This window comes from Pedobacter frigiditerrae (assembly GCF_032678705.1).
GTDB lineage: Bacteria > Bacteroidota > Bacteroidia > Sphingobacteriales > Sphingobacteriaceae > Pedobacter > Pedobacter frigiditerrae_A.
On record NZ_JAVTSS010000002.1, the window covers coordinates 1256571 to 1276763 of the forward strand.

Consider the following 20193-nt stretch of genomic DNA (forward strand, 5'->3'; position numbering starts at 1 on the left):
AGGATTTTTACAAAAGATGGTTATCAAATATTTCCGTATGTTTGTATTGAGACATATTTGGTTTTTTATGTATAACTTAAATACAATATCCCTATCTATATGAAGTTTAGAAGAGTCTTTACAGTAATGTGTTTTTTGTTTACATTACTCGTAACTGAGGTTGCTATTGCTCAGAATTATTCAAATGTAAAGGTTGACGAATTATCTGACGCCACCATTGTGGAGATGATCAAAAAGGCAGAGTCAATTGGATATAACGATGCGCAGTTAGAACAAATGGCAGCAGCCCAGGGTATGAAAGCGGAGGAAATTCAAAAGCTACGTTTAAGGGTAGAAAAAATTCGTAAACAAGGTGCCAGTGCGAATGTTGGTGTGCAGTCTTCAAGTGAAGGAAGACAACAAAGCGAAGCTACTCAAGGCACTAACACCGTGGATAGGAATAATGAAGGGCTGCCCTCAGCTCCAAAAATATTCGGTGCTGACTTATTCCGTAATGGCAATATCACCTTTGAACCTAATCTACGTATTGCCACTCCCAAGGGTTATATTATTGGACCCGATGATAAGCTATTAATTGATTTAACAGGTGACAATGAAGTCAGCTACAATCTACAGGTGAGTGCTGAAGGAATTATTAATGTTCAATATTTAGGCAGAGTTGCCGTGGGTGGTTTAACCATAGAGCAGGCAACCTCAAAAATTAAGGCAGGTCTTTCAAAAACCTATCCATCAATACCTAGTGGCAGAACTAGTGTGGCTGTAAATTTAGGGAATATCAAAAGTATCAAGGTTACTTTAACAGGTTACTTAGTTAAACCTGGAACTTATACCTTGTCTTCATTATCCACAGTTTATAATGCGCTGTATGCCTCAGGTGGGCCAGCAGAAAACGGTTCCTTTAGAGCCATACAAATCATAAGAAATAACAAAATCATTGCAACTGTTGATGTTTATGATTTTTTGTTAAGAGGGATCCAGCAAGCAAATGTTCGCTTACAAGATCAAGATATCATCAATGTACCCGTTTATAATAAAAGAGTGGAGATTATTGGCGAGGTTAAGCGTTCAGCGCTATTCGAAGTGAATAATAATGAGACCTTACAAGACGTAATTGATTTTGCTGGCGGATTTAGTATGCAAGCTTATACCGCAAGGATTAAAGCATTCCAAAATACAGACCAAGATCGTAAGATCGTAGATGTAGCTAAAGCAGAATGGGGCAGTTATCGACCCCAAAATGGCGACAAATTCATAGTAGAACCTATATTAGATAGGTTTCAGAATAGGGTAGAAATTATTGGAGCCGTATTTAGGCCTGGCATTTTTGAGCTAAAAAACGGCTTGACTTTGAAAGCATTAATTGCTAAGGCTGAGGGATTAAAAGAAGATGCTTTTTTGAACCGTGGGTATATTAATAGATTAAATACCGACAACACACAGGCCCTAATTCCGTTCGACTTGCAAAAAGTCATGGCCGGTACCGAAAGCGATATCACTCTACAACGCGAAGACAAAATAACCATCAATTCTTTGTTCGATTTGAGGGATGAATACATCGTGAACATTCAGGGAGAAGTAAGAAGCCCAGGAACTTTCGATTACGCAGATAACATGACTCTGGAATCTGTGATACAAATGGCAGGAGGTTTTAAAGAGGGAGCCACACCAAATCGGATAGAAGTTTCAAGAAGGGTAAAAAATAGCGATGCTACATCTTCCACAGCTCGTACAGCGGAGGTGTTTACCGTGAATGTAAGTGAAGACTTGACGTTACAGGGCGAGCCTTTTATTTTAAAACCTTTTGACATCATTTCGGTGAGGAATTCAGAAGGTTACTCTGTACAAAAGCAGGTAAAATTGGAAGGAGAAGTAGTTTATCCTGGCATTTATACCATTACACGTAAAGATGAGCGGATTTCTGAACTAATCAAACGTGCTGGGGGGCTAACTTCTTCTGCTTATGCAGACGGAGCCTCTTTGAAGAGGCCAGGTGCCAAGGCTGTAAGTCCTAATGACAAAAATGCCATCAACGTAAAAGAAGAAGAAGATAAAAAATTATTGAATTTAAAGCGCTTACAGGAAAGTGGAGTTAAAGACACAGTCGCAGTAGAAGTTGAACAGCAATTAATTCAAAGTGATTTAGTAGGTATTAACCTAGTCAAAATATTAAAGTCGCCATTGTCTAAACAAGATTTGATTGTGGAAGACGGAGACGTTATCCGTGTACCACATACCTTGCAAACAGTGAAGGTGACAGGAGAAGTACTAAATCCTAATAGCATTGTTTATCTATCTGGTAAGAGTTTAAAACAATACATTAATGGTGCTGGTGGCTTTACGGCAAATGCTCGTAAAGGAGGTACTTACATTCGGTACGCCAACGGATCAGCAGCTGCAGTAAGTAAATTTCTGTTTTTTAATAACTATCCAGTGGTTAAACCAGGAGCGGAAATATTAGTTCCAAAGCGTGCAGAACGAGAAAGAATTAGCGCACAGGCTTGGATAGGAATCGGAACTGGAGTAGCTTCTTTAGCTGCAATTATTGTAAGTTTGTTGAAATAAAAGTTTTATATCATCAACTAGTTGAAAGATTAGTTAATTAAACATATGGGCGAAATTCAAAATAAGCAAGTACCCACCGATAATGAAGTCTCATTAAAAGATATTATTTTAAAAACACGAGAATGGTGGTATTACCTTTTATCGAAATGGATAATTATTCTTGCCTTTGGTTTGTTTGGAAGTATATTAGGATTTACTTACGCCTATTTAAAAAAGCCGATTTATATAGCTACAACAACTTTTGTATTGGAAGATGAAAAAGGTAGTGGGGGTTTGAGTAACTTGGCGGGACTTGCTTCAATGGCGGGAGTAGATTTAGGAGGTAGCGGTGGAGGTATTTTTCAAGGGGAAAATATTTTGGGCTTGTATAAGTCTAGATCGATGTTGGAGAAGACCTTACTATCTGTTGTAGCAATTAATGGGAGTGATCAATTGCTAGTCGACAGGTATATAGAAGTTAATCAATTGAAACAAAAATGGACTGATAAAGCTTTACAGAGTTTAAATTTCACCAAAGATGGCGTTCAAGATGGCTTTTCTATTTTAAAGCCCAATCGTTTAAGAGATAGCATTTTAGGAGTTATCGTAACGGATATAAATAATAATTATTTAGAGGTAGCCAAACCGGATAAGAAATTGGGTACCATACAAGTTGACGTTAAAGCGAAGGATGAACTATTTGCCAAAGCTTTTAATGATCAATTGGTTAAAAATGTAAATGAATTCTACATCATTACAAAAACAAAAAAGACTCTAACGAGCGTTCAGATTTTACAGCATAAAACAGATTCTGTGAGATCGGTAATGAATGGAGCAATTTATGCCGCTGTGGCTGTAGCCGATGCCACGCCGAATTTAAACCCTACTAGGCAAGTACAAAGGGTAGCGCCTGCACAAAAAGCGCAATTTTCTGCAGAAACAAATAAGGCAGTTTTAAGTACACTAGTTCAAAATTTAGAAATTACAAAAATGTCTTTACAAAAGGAAACGCCGCTGATACAGGTAATAGATCAGCCCATATTCCCCTTAAAAAAGGACAAAGTTGGGAAGGCAAAAGCAATAATCTTGGGAGGTGTTTTATTAGGTTTTTTGACTGCCCTCTTTCTATTGACACGCCAACTATTTAAAGAGTTAATGAGATAGATGGACAACTATACATTAAAAGTAATTGATATAAAAAAGGAAACAGAAGATACTTTAACTTTATGTTTTAAACAACCTGCCTTACGCAAGGTTAAATATTTGGCGGGGCAATACCTAACATTGATTTTTAGAATAAATGGCCGCCGCTACATTCGTCCCTATTCTTTTTCTTCGGCACCTGCGGTGGATCGAACACTAGATGTAACAATTAAAAGAGTTCCTAACGGAACAGTGTCTAATCATATCCACGATACTGTAAATGTAGGAGATAGTTTAGAGGCAATGCCGCCAATGGGAGACTTTGTATGTGAAACATCGTATGATCAAATTTTTTTATGGGGTGTTGGTAGCGGGATAACACCATTAATCTCAATTGCTAAGCAAGTTTTGGCCACTTATAATCACACAATCGTACACTTAATCTACGGTAATCGGAATCACGATAGCACGATATTTTTAGATAAAATCGATCAATTGCAACTGCAATTTACAAAGAGATTTGTAGTTAGACACTTCCATACTAAGTTAGAGATAAATCCAAATATTCAAGGTTTAATTGAAGGCAGAATCGATAGAGAAAAAGCTTTAAATATTTTGGAAAATACTGAAGCTTTAACTTCAGCTCATTACATTTGTGGTCCTTCAGGATTGAAAAGTTCAGTAAAAGAAGCCTTAACCATTAAATGCATTCCGGAAAACCATATATTTTCAGAAGACTTCGAATTAGTAAGAGACCCCAAGGATTTTGAAACCATTCAAACCCAAAATATTAAGCTCAGGTTTGCAGAGCAAGAATATACGTTAGAAATTATAAAAGGTAAAAGCATTTTAGAAAGCGCTTTAGATGCTGGCATTGAATTACCTTATTCTTGCCAAACCGGTAACTGTAGTACCTGTAGAGGAAAGTTGATTAGCGGCGCAGCAAAAATGATTGGTTTAACAAAGGTTAGGGAAGATCTTTTAGCTGATGAGTATTTAACCTGTTGCGCCCACCCCTTGTCTCATGATGTTTATATAGAAATAGCAAAAATATGAAAGTAGTTATATTAGCAGGCGGTCTAGGGACACGGTTGATGGAAGAAACCGAGGCTAGGCCAAAACCAATGGTTGAAATAGGTGGAAAACCAATCCTATGGCATATCATGAAAATTTATGAAGCCTATGGGTACAATGATTTTGTGCTATGTTTAGGCTATAAAGCGCAAAGTATAAAAGAATATTTTCTTAATTACTATTTGTATAATTCTGATGTTTCAATTGATGTCAGTAAGAACAAAGTAGATGTTCACTTTTCCAATTCCGAATCTTTCAAAGTAACTTTAATTGACACTGGAGTAACTACCAATACCGCTGGGAGAATAAAAAAGATACAGAAATATGTTGCTGATGAGACGTTTATGTTAACGTATGGGGATGGAGTTGCAGATATTGATATAAATGAATTGCTGAGATTTCATAAAAGCCATGGTAAGTTAGCTACATTGACTAGCATCCAAACACCAGGCCGTTTTGGAAATATTGAAATGGATGAAGAGGGAAAGGTTCAACATTTTGTAGAAAAACCACAGGGGGATGGAATGTGGATTAATGGAGGGTTTTTTGTATTAGAACCTGGTATTTTTAAATATTTAGAAGATGATGTTGAAGATGTACAATGGGAGAACAAACCATTAAAGGAGATTGCAAATGATGGTGAATTAGCTGCTTATAAACATCATGGATTTTGGAAGCCAATGGATGCTTTAAGAGATAGAATTGAATTGGAAAAATTGTGGAACAGCGGTGAAGCAAAATGGAAAATCTGGTAAGATATGTTACAAAATTTACAAGAGATATACGAGGGAAAAAAGGTTTTTGTAACAGGCCATACCGGTTTTAAGGGGGCTTGGTTACTTAAAACTCTTAGTATCTTCGGCGCAGAAATCAGAGGCTATGCATTGGCTCCTCAGACACCAAATGATTTATACCATTTGATTGATGGAGATCAACTGTGCGACTCAATAATAAGTGACCTAAGAGATCGAGATGCGTTAAAAAAGGCTGTTTTAGATTTCCAGCCTGACTTCATTTTCCATTTAGCTGCGCAGCCGTTAGTAAGACTTTCTTATGAAATTCCTTCTGAAACTTTTGAGGTAAATGCAATCGGAACAGCAAATTTATTAGATGCGGTTCGTACATTGGCTAAGCCATGCGCTGTAATCCTAATCACTACAGATAAGGTTTATCATAACAACGAATGGGATTATCCTTATCGTGAAAATGATAAGCTAGGTGGATATGATCCTTATAGTGCAAGTAAGGCCTGTACGGAACTAGTAATAGATTCTTACCGAAATTCATTTTTTAATACAAATAATTACGATCAACATAAAAAAGGCATTGCCGTAGGTAGGGCAGGCAACGTAATTGGTGGGGGTGATTGGTCAAAAGACAGATTGATTCCAGACATTGCCAAAGCCCTTAGCATAAATAAAGAGATTATAATTAGAAATCCAAATTCAGTAAGACCATGGCAGCATGTGTTAGAACCGGTAGTGGCTTATTTGCTGTTGGGAACTTGTTTGAAGGCGCAGCCTGTTCAATTTAGTCAGCCGTACAATTTTGGTCCCCACGCAGCTGATGCATTATCAGTAGCTAAAATGTTAGACTTAGCTATCGGGTGTTGGGGTAAGGGAACATATAGGGTTGAACAATCCACAAGTCAACCCCATGAGGCGGGCCTGTTAAAACTCGATATTAGCAAGGCTATCAAAGAGCTTAAGTGGCATCCAAAATATGATGCAAAACAGGCAGTAACGATGTCTATTGATTGGTATAAAGCCTTTAATGATGAAGAAAGCAATATAAGTTCATTTACAGCCCAACAGATATTAAGTTATTTAGATGCCTAAAATATTAATAACAGGTATAACAGGTTTTCTTGGTTCTCATATTGCTGAGATCCTTTGTCAAAATAATATTGAAATTATAGGCCTTAAGAGAACTGGCTCGGATACTTGGCGATGCAGAGAATTTGAGGATAGAATTGATTGGGTTGATCTTGACGATGTAAATAACTGGAAAGAAATTGTGGTGCAAAAAAATCCAGAATGTGTTGTACACGGTGCCTGGATCGGTGTTGAAGCGCAGGACAGAGATAATTGGGTAGAACAAGGAAAAAATATCAAACTGCTTACCGATATTTTAGATTTAGTTAGTTGTTTGAAAATAAGAAAATTCATTTTCCTAGGATCTCAAGCAGAGTATGGCATTTTAGAAGGTTTGGTTAAGGAAAGCTTCCCTGTAGAACCTTGTAGTGCTTATGGCGGAATTAAGTTAGCAAGTTTAGAGCTTTTGAAAGCCTATGCACAAGAATATAACATTAATTGGTTATGGTTACGCATATTTTCTGTTTTTGGAGAAAGAGAAAGCCCCTCGTGGTTGATACCGTCCCTAATTAAAACTATGCAGGAAAAAAGTGAAATGAATTTCACATCAGGAGAACAGAGATATGCATACTTGTATGCGAAGGACTTCGCTAAAATAGTTTTGTCTCTTCTATTGAAAGACGTAAATTCAGGAATATACAACGTATCAGCTAATGTAGCAACTAAGTTGAAGTCACTGATTGAATCAATAAGAGATCAAATTAACCCAGAATTTGTGTTAAACTTCGGCGCAGTTCCATACAGGAGCAACCAATCTATGCACATACAAGGAGATACCGCTAAGCTTTTTAATGAAATTGATTCGTTTGAGTTTACCGATTTTAACGTAGCTTTGTCAAATACACTAAAATATTACACATCTAGCTAACACCCAATGAAAGCATCAGATTTTATTGCAAGTTTCTTGAAAAAAAAAGGTATTGAAAGTGTTTTCGAGCTTTCAGGTGGAATGATTACTCATATTCTTGATTCCTTAAATCAAACTACAAACATAAAAATTGTCACCATGCACCATGAGCAAGCTGCAGCTTTTGCTGCAGAAGGGTATGGTAGAATAACAGGATTGCCAGGCATTGCATTAGCAACAAGCGGACCTGGTGCAACCAATTTACTTACGGGAATTGGGAGTTGCTTTTTTGATTCGACGCCAGCAATATTTATAACAGGACAAGTAAATACCCATGAACAAAAGGGAGCCAAAAACATAAGGCAATTAGGTTTTCAAGAGACCGACATTATTGCAATGGCAACACCGATCACCAAAGCATGTTTTTTAGTTAATAACCCAAGTGATTTAGAACAGGTTTTTGAGAGTGCATTTCAAATAGCCTGCGAAGGAAGGCCGGGGCCTGTACTCATCGATATTCCAATGAACGTACAACGTGCGCAAATAGAAATTAAGAACAGTGGTACGGCTAACAGGCAACATACTAATATAGACGGTGGAAAGATCTCATCACTGATTGCCGATATAAAAAGAGCTAAACGACCTTTAATTTTGGCTGGAAGAGGGATCAAAGCCTCAAATACTCAAAAGTTATTTGATCAATTTATTGAAAACACACAGGTTCCCGTCGTGACTACTTTGTTAGGCTTGGATACAATAGGATATGAGGAAAAGCTTCGAGTAGGTTTCATTGGAAGTTACGGGAATAGATGGGCAAATATAGCTTTTGGTGAGTGCGATTTATTGATTGTACTAGGAAGTAGACTCGATATTCGCCAAACTGGTGCAGATACCAAATTCATAGAGAATCGTATCATCTACCATATAGATTGCGAACAGGGTGAAATAAATAACCGAGTAACAGGCTGTATACCCATTTTGGCAGATTTAAATGATTTTTTTGAACAGTTTAATCAAAAAATTGCCAATGAAGAATTTTCTTTGAAAGAAGATTGGTTATTGTATGTAAATGGACTGAGAATGCGTTGGCAAGATACAAATGAACTTGCTCCTTTAGGGATAAATCCAAATAAGTTTATGCATGCCCTTTCACAAGGGAGTAAGGCTGCAAAAGTTTATCTAGCTGATGTGGGAAGTCACCAAATGTGGGCAGCACAATCACTGGAAATAAGCAAGGGACAGCACTTTTTAACTTCGGGAGGAATGGGAGCTATGGGTTTTTCTCTTCCAGCGGCTATAGGAGCGTGTATTGCATTAAATAACGAACCAGTCGTCGTTTTAGTAGGAGATGGGTGTATGCAAATCAATATTCAAGAATTACAGACTATAGTGAGGAATAACCTCAAGGTAAAGATTATTGTACTAAACAACCGGACATTAGGCATGATTAGGCAATTCCAAGATAGTTATTTTGAATCTCGCTATCAATCTACTTATTGGGGTTATAGTGCTCCCGATTTCACAAAAGTTTCAACTGCTTATGGTATAGATGCCATAACCATTGAAGATCCTGAAGATATTGAAAAAGGGATAGCTTGGTTATGGAGTGAGGAAAACAAAGATCATCCGCAATTGCTTCAAGTAATGGTAGATCCACATACAAATACTTACCCGAAAATTGCATTTGGAAAACCAATAACGGAAATGGAACCGTTTGCTAAGCCTATAGATATGGAAGGCACTTAATTTTTACTTTATTAATTAGATATAAATAATTTATGTTACAAAACATAACAGATGAAACTCTTAAAAATGCCTTAAGAGAAATAGCAACTAGAAAAACTACCCAAATAATAGTTCCTGGTGAAAATTATATACCGGTTACAGGGAAGGTCTTAGATGAAGAGGATATATTATTGGGAGTTGATGCTGCTTTAGACGGTTGGTTAACAGCAGGCCGATTTGCGAACAAATTTGAGCATGATTTTGCGGCTTATTTCGGTGCTCCTAAAGCGTTACTCGTTAATTCGGGATCTTCAGCAAACTTAGTAGCATTTTATGCTTTAACTTCGCCTAAATTAGGTGAACGTGCCATAAAGCCTGGCGATGAAGTGATTACAGTTGCCGCAGGTTTTCCAACAACGATTAATCCACTGATTCAGTTTGGAGCAATTCCTGTTTTTGTTGATGTTGATATTGCAACACACAATGTTTTAGCCGAAGATATTGAAAAAGCCGTTTCACCAAAAACAAAAGCTATCATGATTGCGCATTCTTTAGGTAATCCATTTGATTTGGATGAAGTAATGCGTGTGGCAAAAAAGTATAACCTTTGGGTGGTAGAGGACGATTGTGATTCACTTGGTGCCACATATAAGGGACAAAAAACAGGCACATTCGGGGATATCTCTACATTTTCATTCTATCCAGCGCACCATATAACTATGGGAGAAGGGGGCGCAGTTTTAGTTAACAACCCTGAGCTATCAAAATTGGCAGAAAGTTTTAGAGATTGGGGAAGGGATTGTTATTGCGAGCCCGGTAAGGATAATACTTGTGGATGTCGTTTTGGCCAGCAACTAGGCTCCCTACCCTACGGATATGATCACAAATATACCTATTCCCACATAGGGTTTAATTTAAAGGTTACGGATATGCAAGCCGCATTTGGTGTATCTCAAATTAAAAAAATTGATCATTTTGTACAGCGGAGACGGGAGAATTATGCTGCACTTTACGAGCGTATGAAAGAATTCGAGGAAATCTTTATCCTACCTGAGCCGACGCTAAACTCTGAACCTTCTTGGTTTGGATTCCTGTTAACATTACGAGAAGGAGATGCTGCCGATAGACATATGTTAGTACAACATCTTGAAGAGAAGAAAATTGGCACAAGGTTATTGTTTGGTGGTAATTTATTACGACAACCTGCTTATGCTAATATTGAGCATCGTGTAGTTGGAGATCTAAAAAACACCGACACCATTATGAATCAGTCCTTCTGGCTAGGGGTTTGGCCAGGTTTAAATGAAAGCCATTACGATTATATAGCTAATGTAATCAGGGCGTATTTAAATTCTTAAAGTGGTAAAGCTAATTAAAAGTCTTTCTAAAAAAATTGGTATAGACGGTGCTATTGCTTTTACGTTACTTTCAAGATTTATTCAGTCTACAGGCGGTGTATTGACACTTATTGTGATTGCCAAAAACTTAACTAAGGTAGAGCAAGGTTATTATTATACTTTTGGAAGTATATTGGCTATTCAGATTTTTTTTGAATTGGGACTTTCAGGAATTATTACCCAGTTTGTAGCACACGAAAATGCAAATTTAATTTGGAACGATAAAATTAGTTTTACGGGTTCAATAGAATCAAGTTCAAGATTATCTTCACTATTACGGTTTACTATTAAGTGGTTTTTTGTGATAGCAATATTATTATTTTTAGGACTTTTAGCTTCAGGCTATTTTTTCTTTGGTAAATTCGGAAAAAATGACGGATCAGTCGAATGGCAAATTCCTTGGGTAATTTTATCCATTACAACCTCGTTATCTTTGATGGTTTCTCCGATTTTAGCTTTCTTTGAGGGGCTGGGTTTGGTTAAGGAAGTGGCTAAAGTCAGGTTTTTTCAGCAGATTGTCCAACTTTCTTTAGTTTTGCTTCTTTTTTCGCTTCACTTTAATTTGTATTCAAGTCCATTAGCTGCAATTTTAGCTTTTGCAATAGTACCAGTTTGGATACTACTTAGTTCAAAGATAAAATTACTTACTTTTATATGGCATAAAATAGGGGAATGGCATGTAAATTATCGCCTCGAGATCTTTCCCTTTCAATGGAAAATAGCCTTAAGTTGGATAAGCGGTTATTTTATTTTTCAACTATTCAATCCTGTACTTTTTGCTACAGAAGGACCTATTGTGGCTGGGCAGATGGGGATGACATTAACAGTATTGAATGCCATATTTGCCATCGCATTTAGTTGGATTTCAACTAAAGTACCTTTGTTTTCTAACTTGATAGCTCAAAATGATTATAAACAATTAGATAGACTATTCAATAAAACACTGCTACAATCAACAATTTTAAATGTTTCAACTCTTGTTGTCTTTTTTTGTGTTATTTTTCTATTCCGCCATTTCAACATTAAAATATCAGGGAAAAACTTTGCAGATCGTTTGCTACCCTATTTACCGATGCTTTTTATGATGATCCCAATTATGCTAAATCATATTATTGGGGCTTGGGGAACATATTTGCGTTGTCACAAAAAAGAGCCTATGCTAGTTCAAAGCTTAGTCATCGGTTTGCTTTGTTCTGTTTCTACAATTACTTTGGGGAAATATTTTGGAGCATTTGGGATTACATTTGGATATATGATATTGACGATAGCGAGTTTTATCTGGGCTTATATAACTTTTTCAGCAAAGAAAAAGGAATGGCATATTTAATGTAGAAATTAAACATGATTGATAAAAATAATAAGGCAGAAGAGGTAATCTTAACCATTGCTATACCTACTTATAATAGATATGACGAAGTACAAACGCAAGTAAGATTACTACTACCGCAACTAAGTCAACAAGTCAATTTAGTGGTTTATGATAATTGCTCTACAATTCCGATAAGTGAATACTTCAGCAAAGAAGAATTGCTAAAATTTAAGCTTGTTAGAAATAAGGTAAATGTCGGGGCTGACGCTAACATTGCAAGATGTTTTGAGAATTGTGAAACTACTTGGCTTTGGACTTTATCCGATGATGATTTTGTAAAGGAAAATGCTGTTGAGACAATTATACAACAAATCGAAAGTAAGAGAGAAGCACTATTTTTCTGTTTTTGGGAGAAAGAAGATTTCGAAACTCGAAATTTTGAGGAGCTAAGTAATAAGTTTAAATCTGGCGTAGTATATTGTGATTCTTTTACCATGTCAAGATGCTTGTATAATATGTCGATGTTGAAATATTCCTTAATTGATTATTATGCGAACATCTCAAGTATGGTTGGTACTATGATTTTAGTGCTTAAATATGTTGAGAAAAATGATTCAGGCAATTGTATATATTTGAATAAAGCGATCATTGAAAAATGGAATGAAGATGTTGGGTGGAATTATGAAAGATTTATTAATCGTTCTTTTTTGTTTTTGGATGCCTTTGGTACAAAATACAACAAAAGATATCAAAAAACATTATTTATAGGGCATCATATAACAAACTATAGTTTATTATTATTGGATCGGAAAAGCTCCAATGTGGGTCAAAGACAAAAATTGCATCTATTGAAATTCATAATAGGTAGTCAAGGACTATTAAATGCAATACGATACACACCTACAATGTTTTTTAAAGCCCTTATGATGATTTTATCAAAAAATGCTTTTTTTACTTGGATACCCTTTGTTTTAAATAAGACAATTCCTTTAGCAAAAAAGATTAAAAAATAATATGGATAAGCCGTTGGTATCTATTATTATTCCAGTTTATAATAGTGAGAAATATATTGAAGAAACTTTAGACAGTGTTTCTTTACAAACCTTCTCCTTATGGGAATGTATTATTATTAATGACGGTTCCGTTGATAATAGTGAAGCGGTTATTTTGGAGAAGATAAAAGAAGATCAACGATTCAAATATATTTATCAGGATAATTCAGGCGTTTGTGTAGCACGAAATATAGCAATTAAGCAGTCCATTGGCGATTATGTTTTATGTCTGGATGCTGATGACTTAATCTCTGAAAATTTCCTTGAAGAGACTGTTAACTTGTTGCAGTCAGATGTTAATTTAGGGGTCGCTACATCCTTAGTTAAATTTTTTGGAAGAAGTTATGGAACCTTAAAGGTAATTTCTTATAATTTAGAAATAATTTTAGCTGCTAATCAGCTTGTCGTAACCTCATTATTCAGGCGTATTGATTTCGATATAGTTGGTGGTTTCAATGAAAATATGAAAGAAGGTTTTGAAGATTGGGACTTCTGGATCTCCATCCTCAAAAGAAATTGCACTGTTGCCTGTGCTACCAAGGCAACCTTTTATTATCGTTTATTGGGTGCTTCCAGAAATAAAAATATTTCTTCAGAAAAAGAACAACGACTCAGGTATCAGATCTGGGAAAATCATAAAGAACTATTCTGCCAATACTTTGTAAATCCTACCCATTATTTTGAGTATGTAAGAGTTGCAAATTCCCCTGAATATAAAATTGGCCTAATCCTGCTCGCTCCAGTTAGGCAATTAAAATATCTGATATATCTGCTAAAAAACAATTTATTATTTAATAAATCGCAGCGAAGTAAGCTGTAGATTGGGGCTTAATAAGTCATGTAAAATAAAGAGATTGTAAAATGACGTTTAATGAGCTATTCCTTAGAAAATTGAAATAAATGACAAAGTTATTAACCCCCTTCAAATATATAATTTCGATATGCTTTGGAATAGTTTTAATAGTTACATTCAACTTTTCTTACGCTGATTATTATTACGAGTTAAAAATAAACTCTTTAAATATCACAAAGTCCTTAATTATTATAGACTTTTCCCTTTTCTTGGCAGTGTGGGGTATGCTTAAATTTAAAAGTATACTAAATCCAGTCACCATTTATTCAGTTTTCGTATTTTTCATGGGTTATAGTTATTTGCCCATTTCTAATGATCAACATAAATCATATTATTGGCTTACCGAATTAATTTTTTTCTCATCTGTATTTAGTTTTTTGGCTGGATGTTTTTTTCATCGAAGCGATCCTAGGCGATTTAAACTACCGAAATTCACGCTACCGATGCTAAAAATTTTATTTATGCTTACAGTTATACTAGGTATCCTTATATTTCTGCTGGAGATTGTGAAGATAGGATATATGCCGATACTAAACCTTGGTGGTGGTTTAGACGTTTATAGTGAGGCAAATGAAAATCTGATACCTTTTGGTCATTACCTTGTTCTTTTTATGGCTTTGATGCCTTCAATTGCCTATACTTTTTGGAAATTGAAAAGGATCAATTTTCTGATCTTTATAGTGGTTTCTATCATCGGGTTCTTCATCATCGTTAATTTTTTGAGTAGACAAACAATTCTATTACTGCTCTTATCTCTATTTTTTTCATATTCTTATTTTACTAAGGTCTCGAATATGAAAATTATATTGATGGGGCTAGCAGCAGTGGCGATGTTCATATTTGTTGGGAATCTACGAGCTGACTCTTCTGATGTTGAAATAGTTAATGAAAGCCTTAAGAGTTATGCGAACATAGATAAAAGTGTGCATTTAAGTGAAACTTATGTTACCCTATATTCCTCCAAGAACTTTACCACCTTTGATGATTTGGTGATTAAAACAATAAATAATAGCAATTATGGATATGGGATTTATACATTAAAACCAATCATATCATTGCTTTTTCTAGATAGGTTGGGATTGGTCTATTACGACAGTAACTACGATGGATTTACTCGTCTTGGCACATATATGATAGAGCCATTTTCCGATTTTCATATTATTGGAGCAATCCTTTTTAATTTTCTTATTGGTTACTTGGCGATGAACACCTTCAAATCATTTTATAGAAAAGCTAATACATCAAGTATTGTAAACTACTCTTTAGTTGTTTATTGTATGATAATGGCGCCATTTACTAATTTTTATTTAAGCTTTTTTATTTGGTTTTCTATACTTTTAAATGCGCTGCTTACCAATAGTAATCTGGAGAAAAAGCCAGACAGTTTGTAACAGTAGTTAATCAACCCAGCGATTCATAGATGGAACAAAAAATAACACTACAAGATATTGCAATAGTAATCGTGTTATACGGTAAAAATTTGGTAGATACGGATACTTATAAAGGATTATTAGTAGCTACAACTGCTGACAATCTTGGTCAAATGAACCTTGTTGTTTATGATAATAGTTTAGAAGCTGATTCTAATATAAACACTACTGATCTTAAAGTTATCAAATATTTTCATGATCCATCCAATCCTGGAGTTAGTCATGCCTATAATTATGCAGCTGAATTTGCAAAGCAGCAGAAAATGAGATGGTTAATCTTGTTTGATCAGGATACGAAAATTACAAATGGGGCGCTAGAAATTTATATCAGGCATATTAATGAATATCAGGATATTCGGCTGTTCTCACCAATGTTAATTAGCAATAATTACATTGTATCGCCATCAATATTTAAAAATAGAAGAGGAAGATCGATAAAATCGTTAACTTTTGGGCTAAAGGATTTTGCGGAGCTTTCCCCTTTGAATAGCGGAATTGCAATCTCTCTCGCTACTTTTTTTAAGGTTGGGGGTTATAATGAAAGTGTGCCACTAGACTATAGTGACTATGCTTTTATTGATCGTGTTAAAAATCATGTGGATAGATTTTTTTTATTACCGCTGGAGTTCGATCATGGGCTTTCATCATTCGAGAAACCCTCTCTTAGTAGTTCATTGTTTAGGTTCGAAAGTTTGTGTAAAGGTTTGATTAATACAAGCGAAAATAGGAGGTCTATGCGGCAAAGTTTTTTAGTTGCCGGTAGGCGGGCTGCCCGATTGACATTTAAATATAAAAACCCAATTTTTATCAAAGTTTTGATGCAAAAATTTTTGTTGCCTGGCAAGTATTAAATATTTCTAATCAATCTGCGACTATGGCATTAATTTAGACGATGTTTTTTAATAGCGTGAGATATTTTGTAGTCTAAATACTATCTTTACCTGCTTTTATATATTAAAAAGACACTAAATAATCTATGAGAATTTCTGTTTGCATAGCTACTTACAATGGCGAAAAGTTTGTAGAAACACAGCTGAGGTCAATTCTTGAGCAATTGCCCGAAGATGCCGAAATTATCATTTCAGATGATAACTCAACAGATAAAACATTAAGCCTAATCGAGTCACTAAATGATTTAAGAATTAAAATATTTCATTCTAGTCACAAAAATTTAATTAAAAATTTCGAGAATGCAATTAAGCAAGCTTCGGGAGATTATATTTTTCTTTCGGATCAAGATGATAAATGGCTTGATGGTAAGGTGCAGTTCATGATGGAACAGTTACAAAAATATGATATTGTTGTTAGTGATGCTTATATAGGAGATGCCGACCTAAATGTTGTTAGAGATTCCTACTTTGAGTGGCGCAATTCTAAAACAGGAGTATTAAAAAACTTTTATAAAAATTCATATTTGGGATGTTGTATGGCATTCAAAAGCACCATTCTAGAAAAAATACTTCCTTTTCCCGCAAATATTCCAATGCATGACTTATGGATAGGAATGATGGGAGAATTACATTATAAAACAATTTTTATTCCTGAAAAATTAATGATATACAGGAGGCATGGAGGAAATGCTACTTACTTGAATGAAGATTATACAAGTAATGAGACTTTGTGGTCTATGATCAAATTTCGTGTCAATCTATTGGCGGCCGTATTGAAAAGGAGTTTGTAGAACAAGAAAATGAAGAGCCTTACGGTACGCTTAAGATTGTGATAAATTGAATACGGGGATAAAATTTGCTTCTGGAGATGTCATGGGCATTTCAAATTCTGATGATTATTATGTTGATCAAGGTATTATTAAGCAAGTGGGAGAGTAAAATGATTTTTATAAATAAATGGGTAGCTAATTAGTATTATGTTATTTTATATGGGCACGCATAAATCACTAACGCCTTGCAAAAAAAAAGGAGCCGGAATGTATGATATAGTTTGTAGTTTGGTAATGTTTAAAAATGATAAGTCGATGCTTGCTGCGGCTATTAATAGTTTCCTAGAGACCGATTTAAATGTTAAGTTAATCCTTATTGATAACTCACCAACTGATGAGCTAAGAGCTCTAAAGATCCATGAAAAAGTAGATTACATTTTTAACCCATCTAATCCAGGCTTTGGTGCTGCGCATAATATCGCTATAAAGATGGCTATTAAGGAGGGCGCAAGCTATCATTTAGTGCTCAATCCGGATGTTTATTTTAAATCCGGAGTATTAGAGGAATTAGTTTCTTATATGACTGACCATCCGGAAATCGGTAACATAATGCCGAAGGTGCTCTATCCAAACGGAGAAGTTCAGTATCTTTGTAAATTGCTGCCTACGCCTTATGATTGGATTGGCCGTCGCTTTAGTCCTTTTAAAAAGGCCGTAGAAAAACGAAATAATCTCTTTGAGTTGAGGTTTACTAACTATGATAAGGTAATGGAAGTACCTTACTTATCGGGGTGCTTTATGTTTTTAAGCGTAAACGCGTTAAAGAAGGTCGGCTTTTTTGATGAGGGAATTTTTATGTATGGAGAGGAAACGGATTTATGCAGAAGATTAATAGATGGGGGGTATAAAACAGTATTCTACCCAATGGTAAATATCTATCATCATTTTGAAAAAGGTTCACATAAATCTTGGCGCCTAACGAAGATAGGTATGCAATCGGCTATTTATTATTTTAACAAATGGGGCTGGTTTTTTGACAAACGTAGGAAAGAGATTAATAAGGATGCATTGAAAAATCTTGTTACACGATGACAACACTATTAACAGGCGCTTCTGGGTTTCTAGGAAAATATATCTTTGCTGAACTTTCTAGCTTTAGCGAGGTCATTACACTTTCTAGAAACGGATCAGTTATAAATACAGATTTGACGAAGAAAGTACCTGACTTGCCCGAGCTTGATTTAGTAATACACGCTGCAGGCAAAGCACACGTTATGCCAAAAAATGCTGTCGAGAAAAAGCAATTTTTTGATGTTAACCTAACTGGCACTAATAATTTGTTAAAAGGATTAGAAAGGTCTGGCTTCTTGCCGCATACATTTGTATTGATAAGTACCGTAGCCGTTTATGGGCTTGATACTGGACATTTGGTAGATGAAAGTGCTAAGCTGGAAGCTAAGGATCCGTATGGACAAAGTAAGATACAAGCAGAGCAATTGGTATTAGATTGGTGTAAGGCGAATAATGTTATAGTTAGTATATTAAGGCTACCTCTTTTAGTAGGTGAAAATCCGCCGGGTAATTTAGGTGCGATGATAAATGGGATTAAGCACGGTTATTATTTTAATATTGCTGGTGGCAAAGCAAAAAAGAGTATGGTATTTGCTTCAGATGTTGCCAAACTGATTCCAATGGTGGCTGAAATAGGTGGGGTGTATAACGTTACTGATGGATATCACCCATCATTCTTTGAGATCGCCGAAGTTATAGCAAAGCAATTAGATAAAAAAAAGCCGCTTAACATTCCTTTGTGGCTAGCAAGAACTGTTGCAATCTTTGGCAATCTAATCGGGAATAAAGCACCTATAAATAGCCATAAGTTAAACAAAATCACATCTGAATTAACCTTTGATGATAGAAAAATCAGAAGTGTTGTAAACTGGAAACCTCATTCAGTAGCTACCAACTTTAAAGTCAAATAAAACCATCCTCCAGTGCCGGTTGGATTTAATAATATATGATTACCCGTTCACACTCTTTTATGCTATGATGTCGCTTCTACCTTCATTAATTACATTGATCGTCTTGTTTCTGTTAACGCTTATCTATTTTAAGGTAGCAGAACGTTATAACATTACCGACAAGCCGAATGCCCGTAGCTCCCATACGTCTATTACATTAAGAGGCGGGGGTGTTGTCTTTTGCCTAGCTGGCCTGTTGTTTTATGCGCTCTCAGGTTTCCAGTATTCTTTTTTCATCGTAGGATTATTTTCAATCTCGACTATTAGTTTTTTAGACGACATTCTGACTTTAAATAATAAAATTAGGCTCGCTGTCCATTTATTTGCTGTGACCCTTCTTTTTTGTCAATGGGATTTACTTCAAACTGAATGGTACTGGCTTATCTTGGCCGGTATTATAATTATTGGGATAATCAATGCCTACAATTTTATGGATGGTATTAATGGGATGACGGGGTGTTACAGTCTTATTGCGCTCGTTAGCCTTTATTATATCAATAACGAAGTTGTGAGTTTTACCGCTAATGATTTATTGATCATAATAGGGCTTTCTCTCTTGGTTTTTAACTTCTTTAATTTCAGAAAAAAAGCTAAATGTTTTGCAGGGGATGTAGGTAGTGTTTCCATCGCTTTTATTGTTGTCTTTCTGCTTGGGCAACTTATTTTTAAAACGGGAAATTTGGCTTACATCCTTCTATTACTGATTTATGGATTAGATACGGCTGTTACCATTGCCTTTAGGCTTTTCAGAAAGGAAAATATCTTCGAAGCCCACAGAAGTCATTTTTACCAATATTTAGTAAATGAAAAAAAGTTGTCCCATTTATTTGTAGCAGCAGTGTATGGTCTGTTACAATTATCTGTAAACTCTCTTTTAATCATCGCATTACCTAGCAGTTTTTCCCAAATAATTGGTATAATACTGATAGCGGCTGCCTTGTTTATAGGATTGAGGTTTTTGGTAGAAGGAAAGGATACGCTACTAAAAGCCAGTAACTCTAATCTGTAATAGAAAATTAATGCTTATCTTTACAGCAATGCTCTTTTTTTACATTTATCAGGTCGTATTAGAAAAAAGCTCCTAAAATTTTGATTAATAAGACTTTTATCTGGCTTAACGCGTCATACCAGCCTAATTTTTAACTTATACAGGCGAGAATTACGATGGTAAAAATAAATTTGGAGGTCACTCTTCAATAAATTAGCTATTTTAATGAGAAGATCAGTAAACATCCCTTTACTATTGACAAGTATATTAAATGAAGTC

General features: G+C 35.4%; 17 protein-coding genes. All 17 read left to right on the forward strand.

Going from position 1 to position 20193, the window contains the following annotated elements:
• The first annotated feature begins 99 nt into the window (after nt 1-99).
• The 17 genes from R2Q59_RS16195 to R2Q59_RS16275 all read left to right on the forward strand — a co-directional run bounded on the left by R2Q59_RS16195 (nt 100) and on the right by R2Q59_RS16275 (nt 19935).
• A complete protein-coding gene (locus tag R2Q59_RS16195) occupies nt 100-2562 on the forward strand; it encodes an SLBB domain-containing protein (protein WP_316786211.1) in 2463 nt (820 codons plus the stop codon).
• A gap of 45 nt (nt 2563-2607) precedes the next feature.
• Nucleotides 2608-3705 (forward strand): lipopolysaccharide biosynthesis protein, encoded by a 1098-nt coding sequence (locus R2Q59_RS16200; RefSeq protein ID WP_316786212.1) that lies wholly within the window; start codon nt 2608-2610, stop codon nt 3703-3705.
• On the forward strand, nt 3706-4740 hold the full coding sequence (locus R2Q59_RS16205) for a ferredoxin--NADP reductase (RefSeq protein WP_316786213.1): 1035 nt from the start codon (nt 3706-3708) through the stop codon (nt 4738-4740).
• Nucleotides 4737-5513, forward strand: coding sequence for a glucose-1-phosphate cytidylyltransferase (gene rfbF / locus R2Q59_RS16210; protein ID WP_316786214.1), 777 nt, complete (start codon nt 4737-4739; stop codon nt 5511-5513). The genes R2Q59_RS16205 and rfbF overlap by 4 nt, the downstream gene beginning before the upstream one ends.
• Nucleotides 5514-5516: 3 nt before the next feature.
• Entirely contained in the window at nt 5517-6596 is a 1080-nt protein-coding gene (rfbG, locus tag R2Q59_RS16215; protein WP_316786215.1) for a CDP-glucose 4,6-dehydratase, read from the forward strand.
• A complete protein-coding gene (locus R2Q59_RS16220) occupies nt 6589-7500 on the forward strand; it encodes an NAD-dependent epimerase/dehydratase family protein (RefSeq protein WP_316786216.1) in 912 nt (303 codons plus the stop codon). Before rfbG ends, R2Q59_RS16220 begins: the two co-directional genes overlap by 8 nt.
• A 6-nt stretch (nt 7501-7506) precedes the next feature.
• Nucleotides 7507-9225 (forward strand): thiamine pyrophosphate-binding protein, encoded by a 1719-nt coding sequence (locus R2Q59_RS16225; protein ID WP_316786217.1) that lies wholly within the window; start codon nt 7507-7509, stop codon nt 9223-9225.
• Nucleotides 9226-9257: 32 nt separating this feature from the next.
• Nucleotides 9258-10562 carry a lipopolysaccharide biosynthesis protein RfbH gene (rfbH, locus tag R2Q59_RS16230; protein WP_316786218.1) on the forward strand — a complete coding sequence of 435 codons (1305 nt, stop codon included), beginning with the start codon at nt 9258-9260 and terminating at the stop codon, nt 10560-10562.
• Between the two features lies 1 nt (nt 10563).
• Entirely contained in the window at nt 10564-11928 is a 1365-nt protein-coding gene (locus tag R2Q59_RS16235) for a hypothetical protein (RefSeq protein WP_316786219.1), read from the forward strand.
• Nucleotides 11929-11942: 14 nt separating this feature from the next.
• Nucleotides 11943-12923: a glycosyltransferase family 2 protein gene (locus tag R2Q59_RS16240; RefSeq protein WP_316786220.1), complete on the forward strand. Its 981-nt coding sequence runs from the start codon at nt 11943-11945 to the stop codon at nt 12921-12923.
• Nucleotide 12924: 1 nt separating this feature from the next.
• Entirely contained in the window at nt 12925-13782 is an 858-nt protein-coding gene (locus tag R2Q59_RS16245) for a glycosyltransferase family A protein (RefSeq protein ID WP_316786221.1), read from the forward strand.
• 257 nt (nt 13783-14039) lie between these two features.
• A complete protein-coding gene (locus R2Q59_RS16250; RefSeq protein WP_316787314.1) occupies nt 14040-15206 on the forward strand; it encodes an O-antigen polymerase in 1167 nt (388 codons plus the stop codon).
• A gap of 29 nt (nt 15207-15235) precedes the next feature.
• On the forward strand, nt 15236-16096 hold the full coding sequence (locus R2Q59_RS16255) for a glycosyltransferase (protein WP_316786222.1): 861 nt from the start codon (nt 15236-15238) through the stop codon (nt 16094-16096).
• A gap of 125 nt (nt 16097-16221) precedes the next feature.
• Entirely contained in the window at nt 16222-16926 is a 705-nt protein-coding gene (locus R2Q59_RS16260; RefSeq protein ID WP_316786223.1) for a glycosyltransferase family 2 protein, read from the forward strand.
• 198 nt (nt 16927-17124) lie between these two features.
• Entirely contained in the window at nt 17125-17997 is an 873-nt protein-coding gene (locus R2Q59_RS16265; RefSeq protein WP_316786224.1) for a glycosyltransferase family 2 protein, read from the forward strand.
• Nucleotides 17994-18887, forward strand: coding sequence for an NAD-dependent epimerase/dehydratase family protein (locus R2Q59_RS16270; protein WP_316786225.1), 894 nt, complete (start codon nt 17994-17996; stop codon nt 18885-18887). Before R2Q59_RS16265 ends, R2Q59_RS16270 begins: the two co-directional genes overlap by 4 nt.
• A gap of 19 nt (nt 18888-18906) precedes the next feature.
• Nucleotides 18907-19935, forward strand: coding sequence for a UDP-GlcNAc--UDP-phosphate GlcNAc-1-phosphate transferase (locus R2Q59_RS16275; RefSeq protein WP_316786226.1), 1029 nt, complete (start codon nt 18907-18909; stop codon nt 19933-19935).
• Nucleotides 19936-20193 lie beyond the last annotated feature (258 nt).

What these genes read in the sequence shown, in the direction of transcription:
- R2Q59_RS16195 (WP_316786211.1), top strand. Translation starts at nt 100, where the DNA reads ATGAAGTTTAGAAGAGTCTTTACAGTAATGTGTTTTTTGTTTACATTA.
- R2Q59_RS16200 (WP_316786212.1), top strand. Translation starts at nt 2,608, where the DNA reads ATGGGCGAAATTCAAAATAAGCAAGTACCCACCGATAATGAAGTCTCA.
- R2Q59_RS16205 (WP_316786213.1), top strand. Translation starts at nt 3,706, where the DNA reads ATGGACAACTATACATTAAAAGTAATTGATATAAAAAAGGAAACAGAA.
- rfbF (WP_316786214.1), top strand. Translation starts at nt 4,737, where the DNA reads ATGAAAGTAGTTATATTAGCAGGCGGTCTAGGGACACGGTTGATGGAA.
- rfbG (WP_316786215.1), top strand. Translation starts at nt 5,517, where the DNA reads ATGTTACAAAATTTACAAGAGATATACGAGGGAAAAAAGGTTTTTGTA.
- R2Q59_RS16220 (WP_316786216.1), top strand. Translation starts at nt 6,589, where the DNA reads ATGCCTAAAATATTAATAACAGGTATAACAGGTTTTCTTGGTTCTCAT.
- R2Q59_RS16225 (WP_316786217.1), top strand. Translation starts at nt 7,507, where the DNA reads ATGAAAGCATCAGATTTTATTGCAAGTTTCTTGAAAAAAAAAGGTATT.
- rfbH (WP_316786218.1), top strand. Translation starts at nt 9,258, where the DNA reads ATGTTACAAAACATAACAGATGAAACTCTTAAAAATGCCTTAAGAGAA.
- R2Q59_RS16240 (WP_316786220.1), top strand. Translation starts at nt 11,943, where the DNA reads ATGATTGATAAAAATAATAAGGCAGAAGAGGTAATCTTAACCATTGCT.
- R2Q59_RS16245 (WP_316786221.1), top strand. Translation starts at nt 12,925, where the DNA reads ATGGATAAGCCGTTGGTATCTATTATTATTCCAGTTTATAATAGTGAG.
- R2Q59_RS16250 (WP_316787314.1), top strand. Translation starts at nt 14,040, where the DNA reads ATGCTTAAATTTAAAAGTATACTAAATCCAGTCACCATTTATTCAGTT.
- R2Q59_RS16255 (WP_316786222.1), top strand. Translation starts at nt 15,236, where the DNA reads ATGGAACAAAAAATAACACTACAAGATATTGCAATAGTAATCGTGTTA.
- R2Q59_RS16260 (WP_316786223.1), top strand. Translation starts at nt 16,222, where the DNA reads ATGAGAATTTCTGTTTGCATAGCTACTTACAATGGCGAAAAGTTTGTA.
- R2Q59_RS16265 (WP_316786224.1), top strand. Translation starts at nt 17,125, where the DNA reads ATGGGCACGCATAAATCACTAACGCCTTGCAAAAAAAAAGGAGCCGGA.
- R2Q59_RS16270 (WP_316786225.1), top strand. Translation starts at nt 17,994, where the DNA reads ATGACAACACTATTAACAGGCGCTTCTGGGTTTCTAGGAAAATATATC.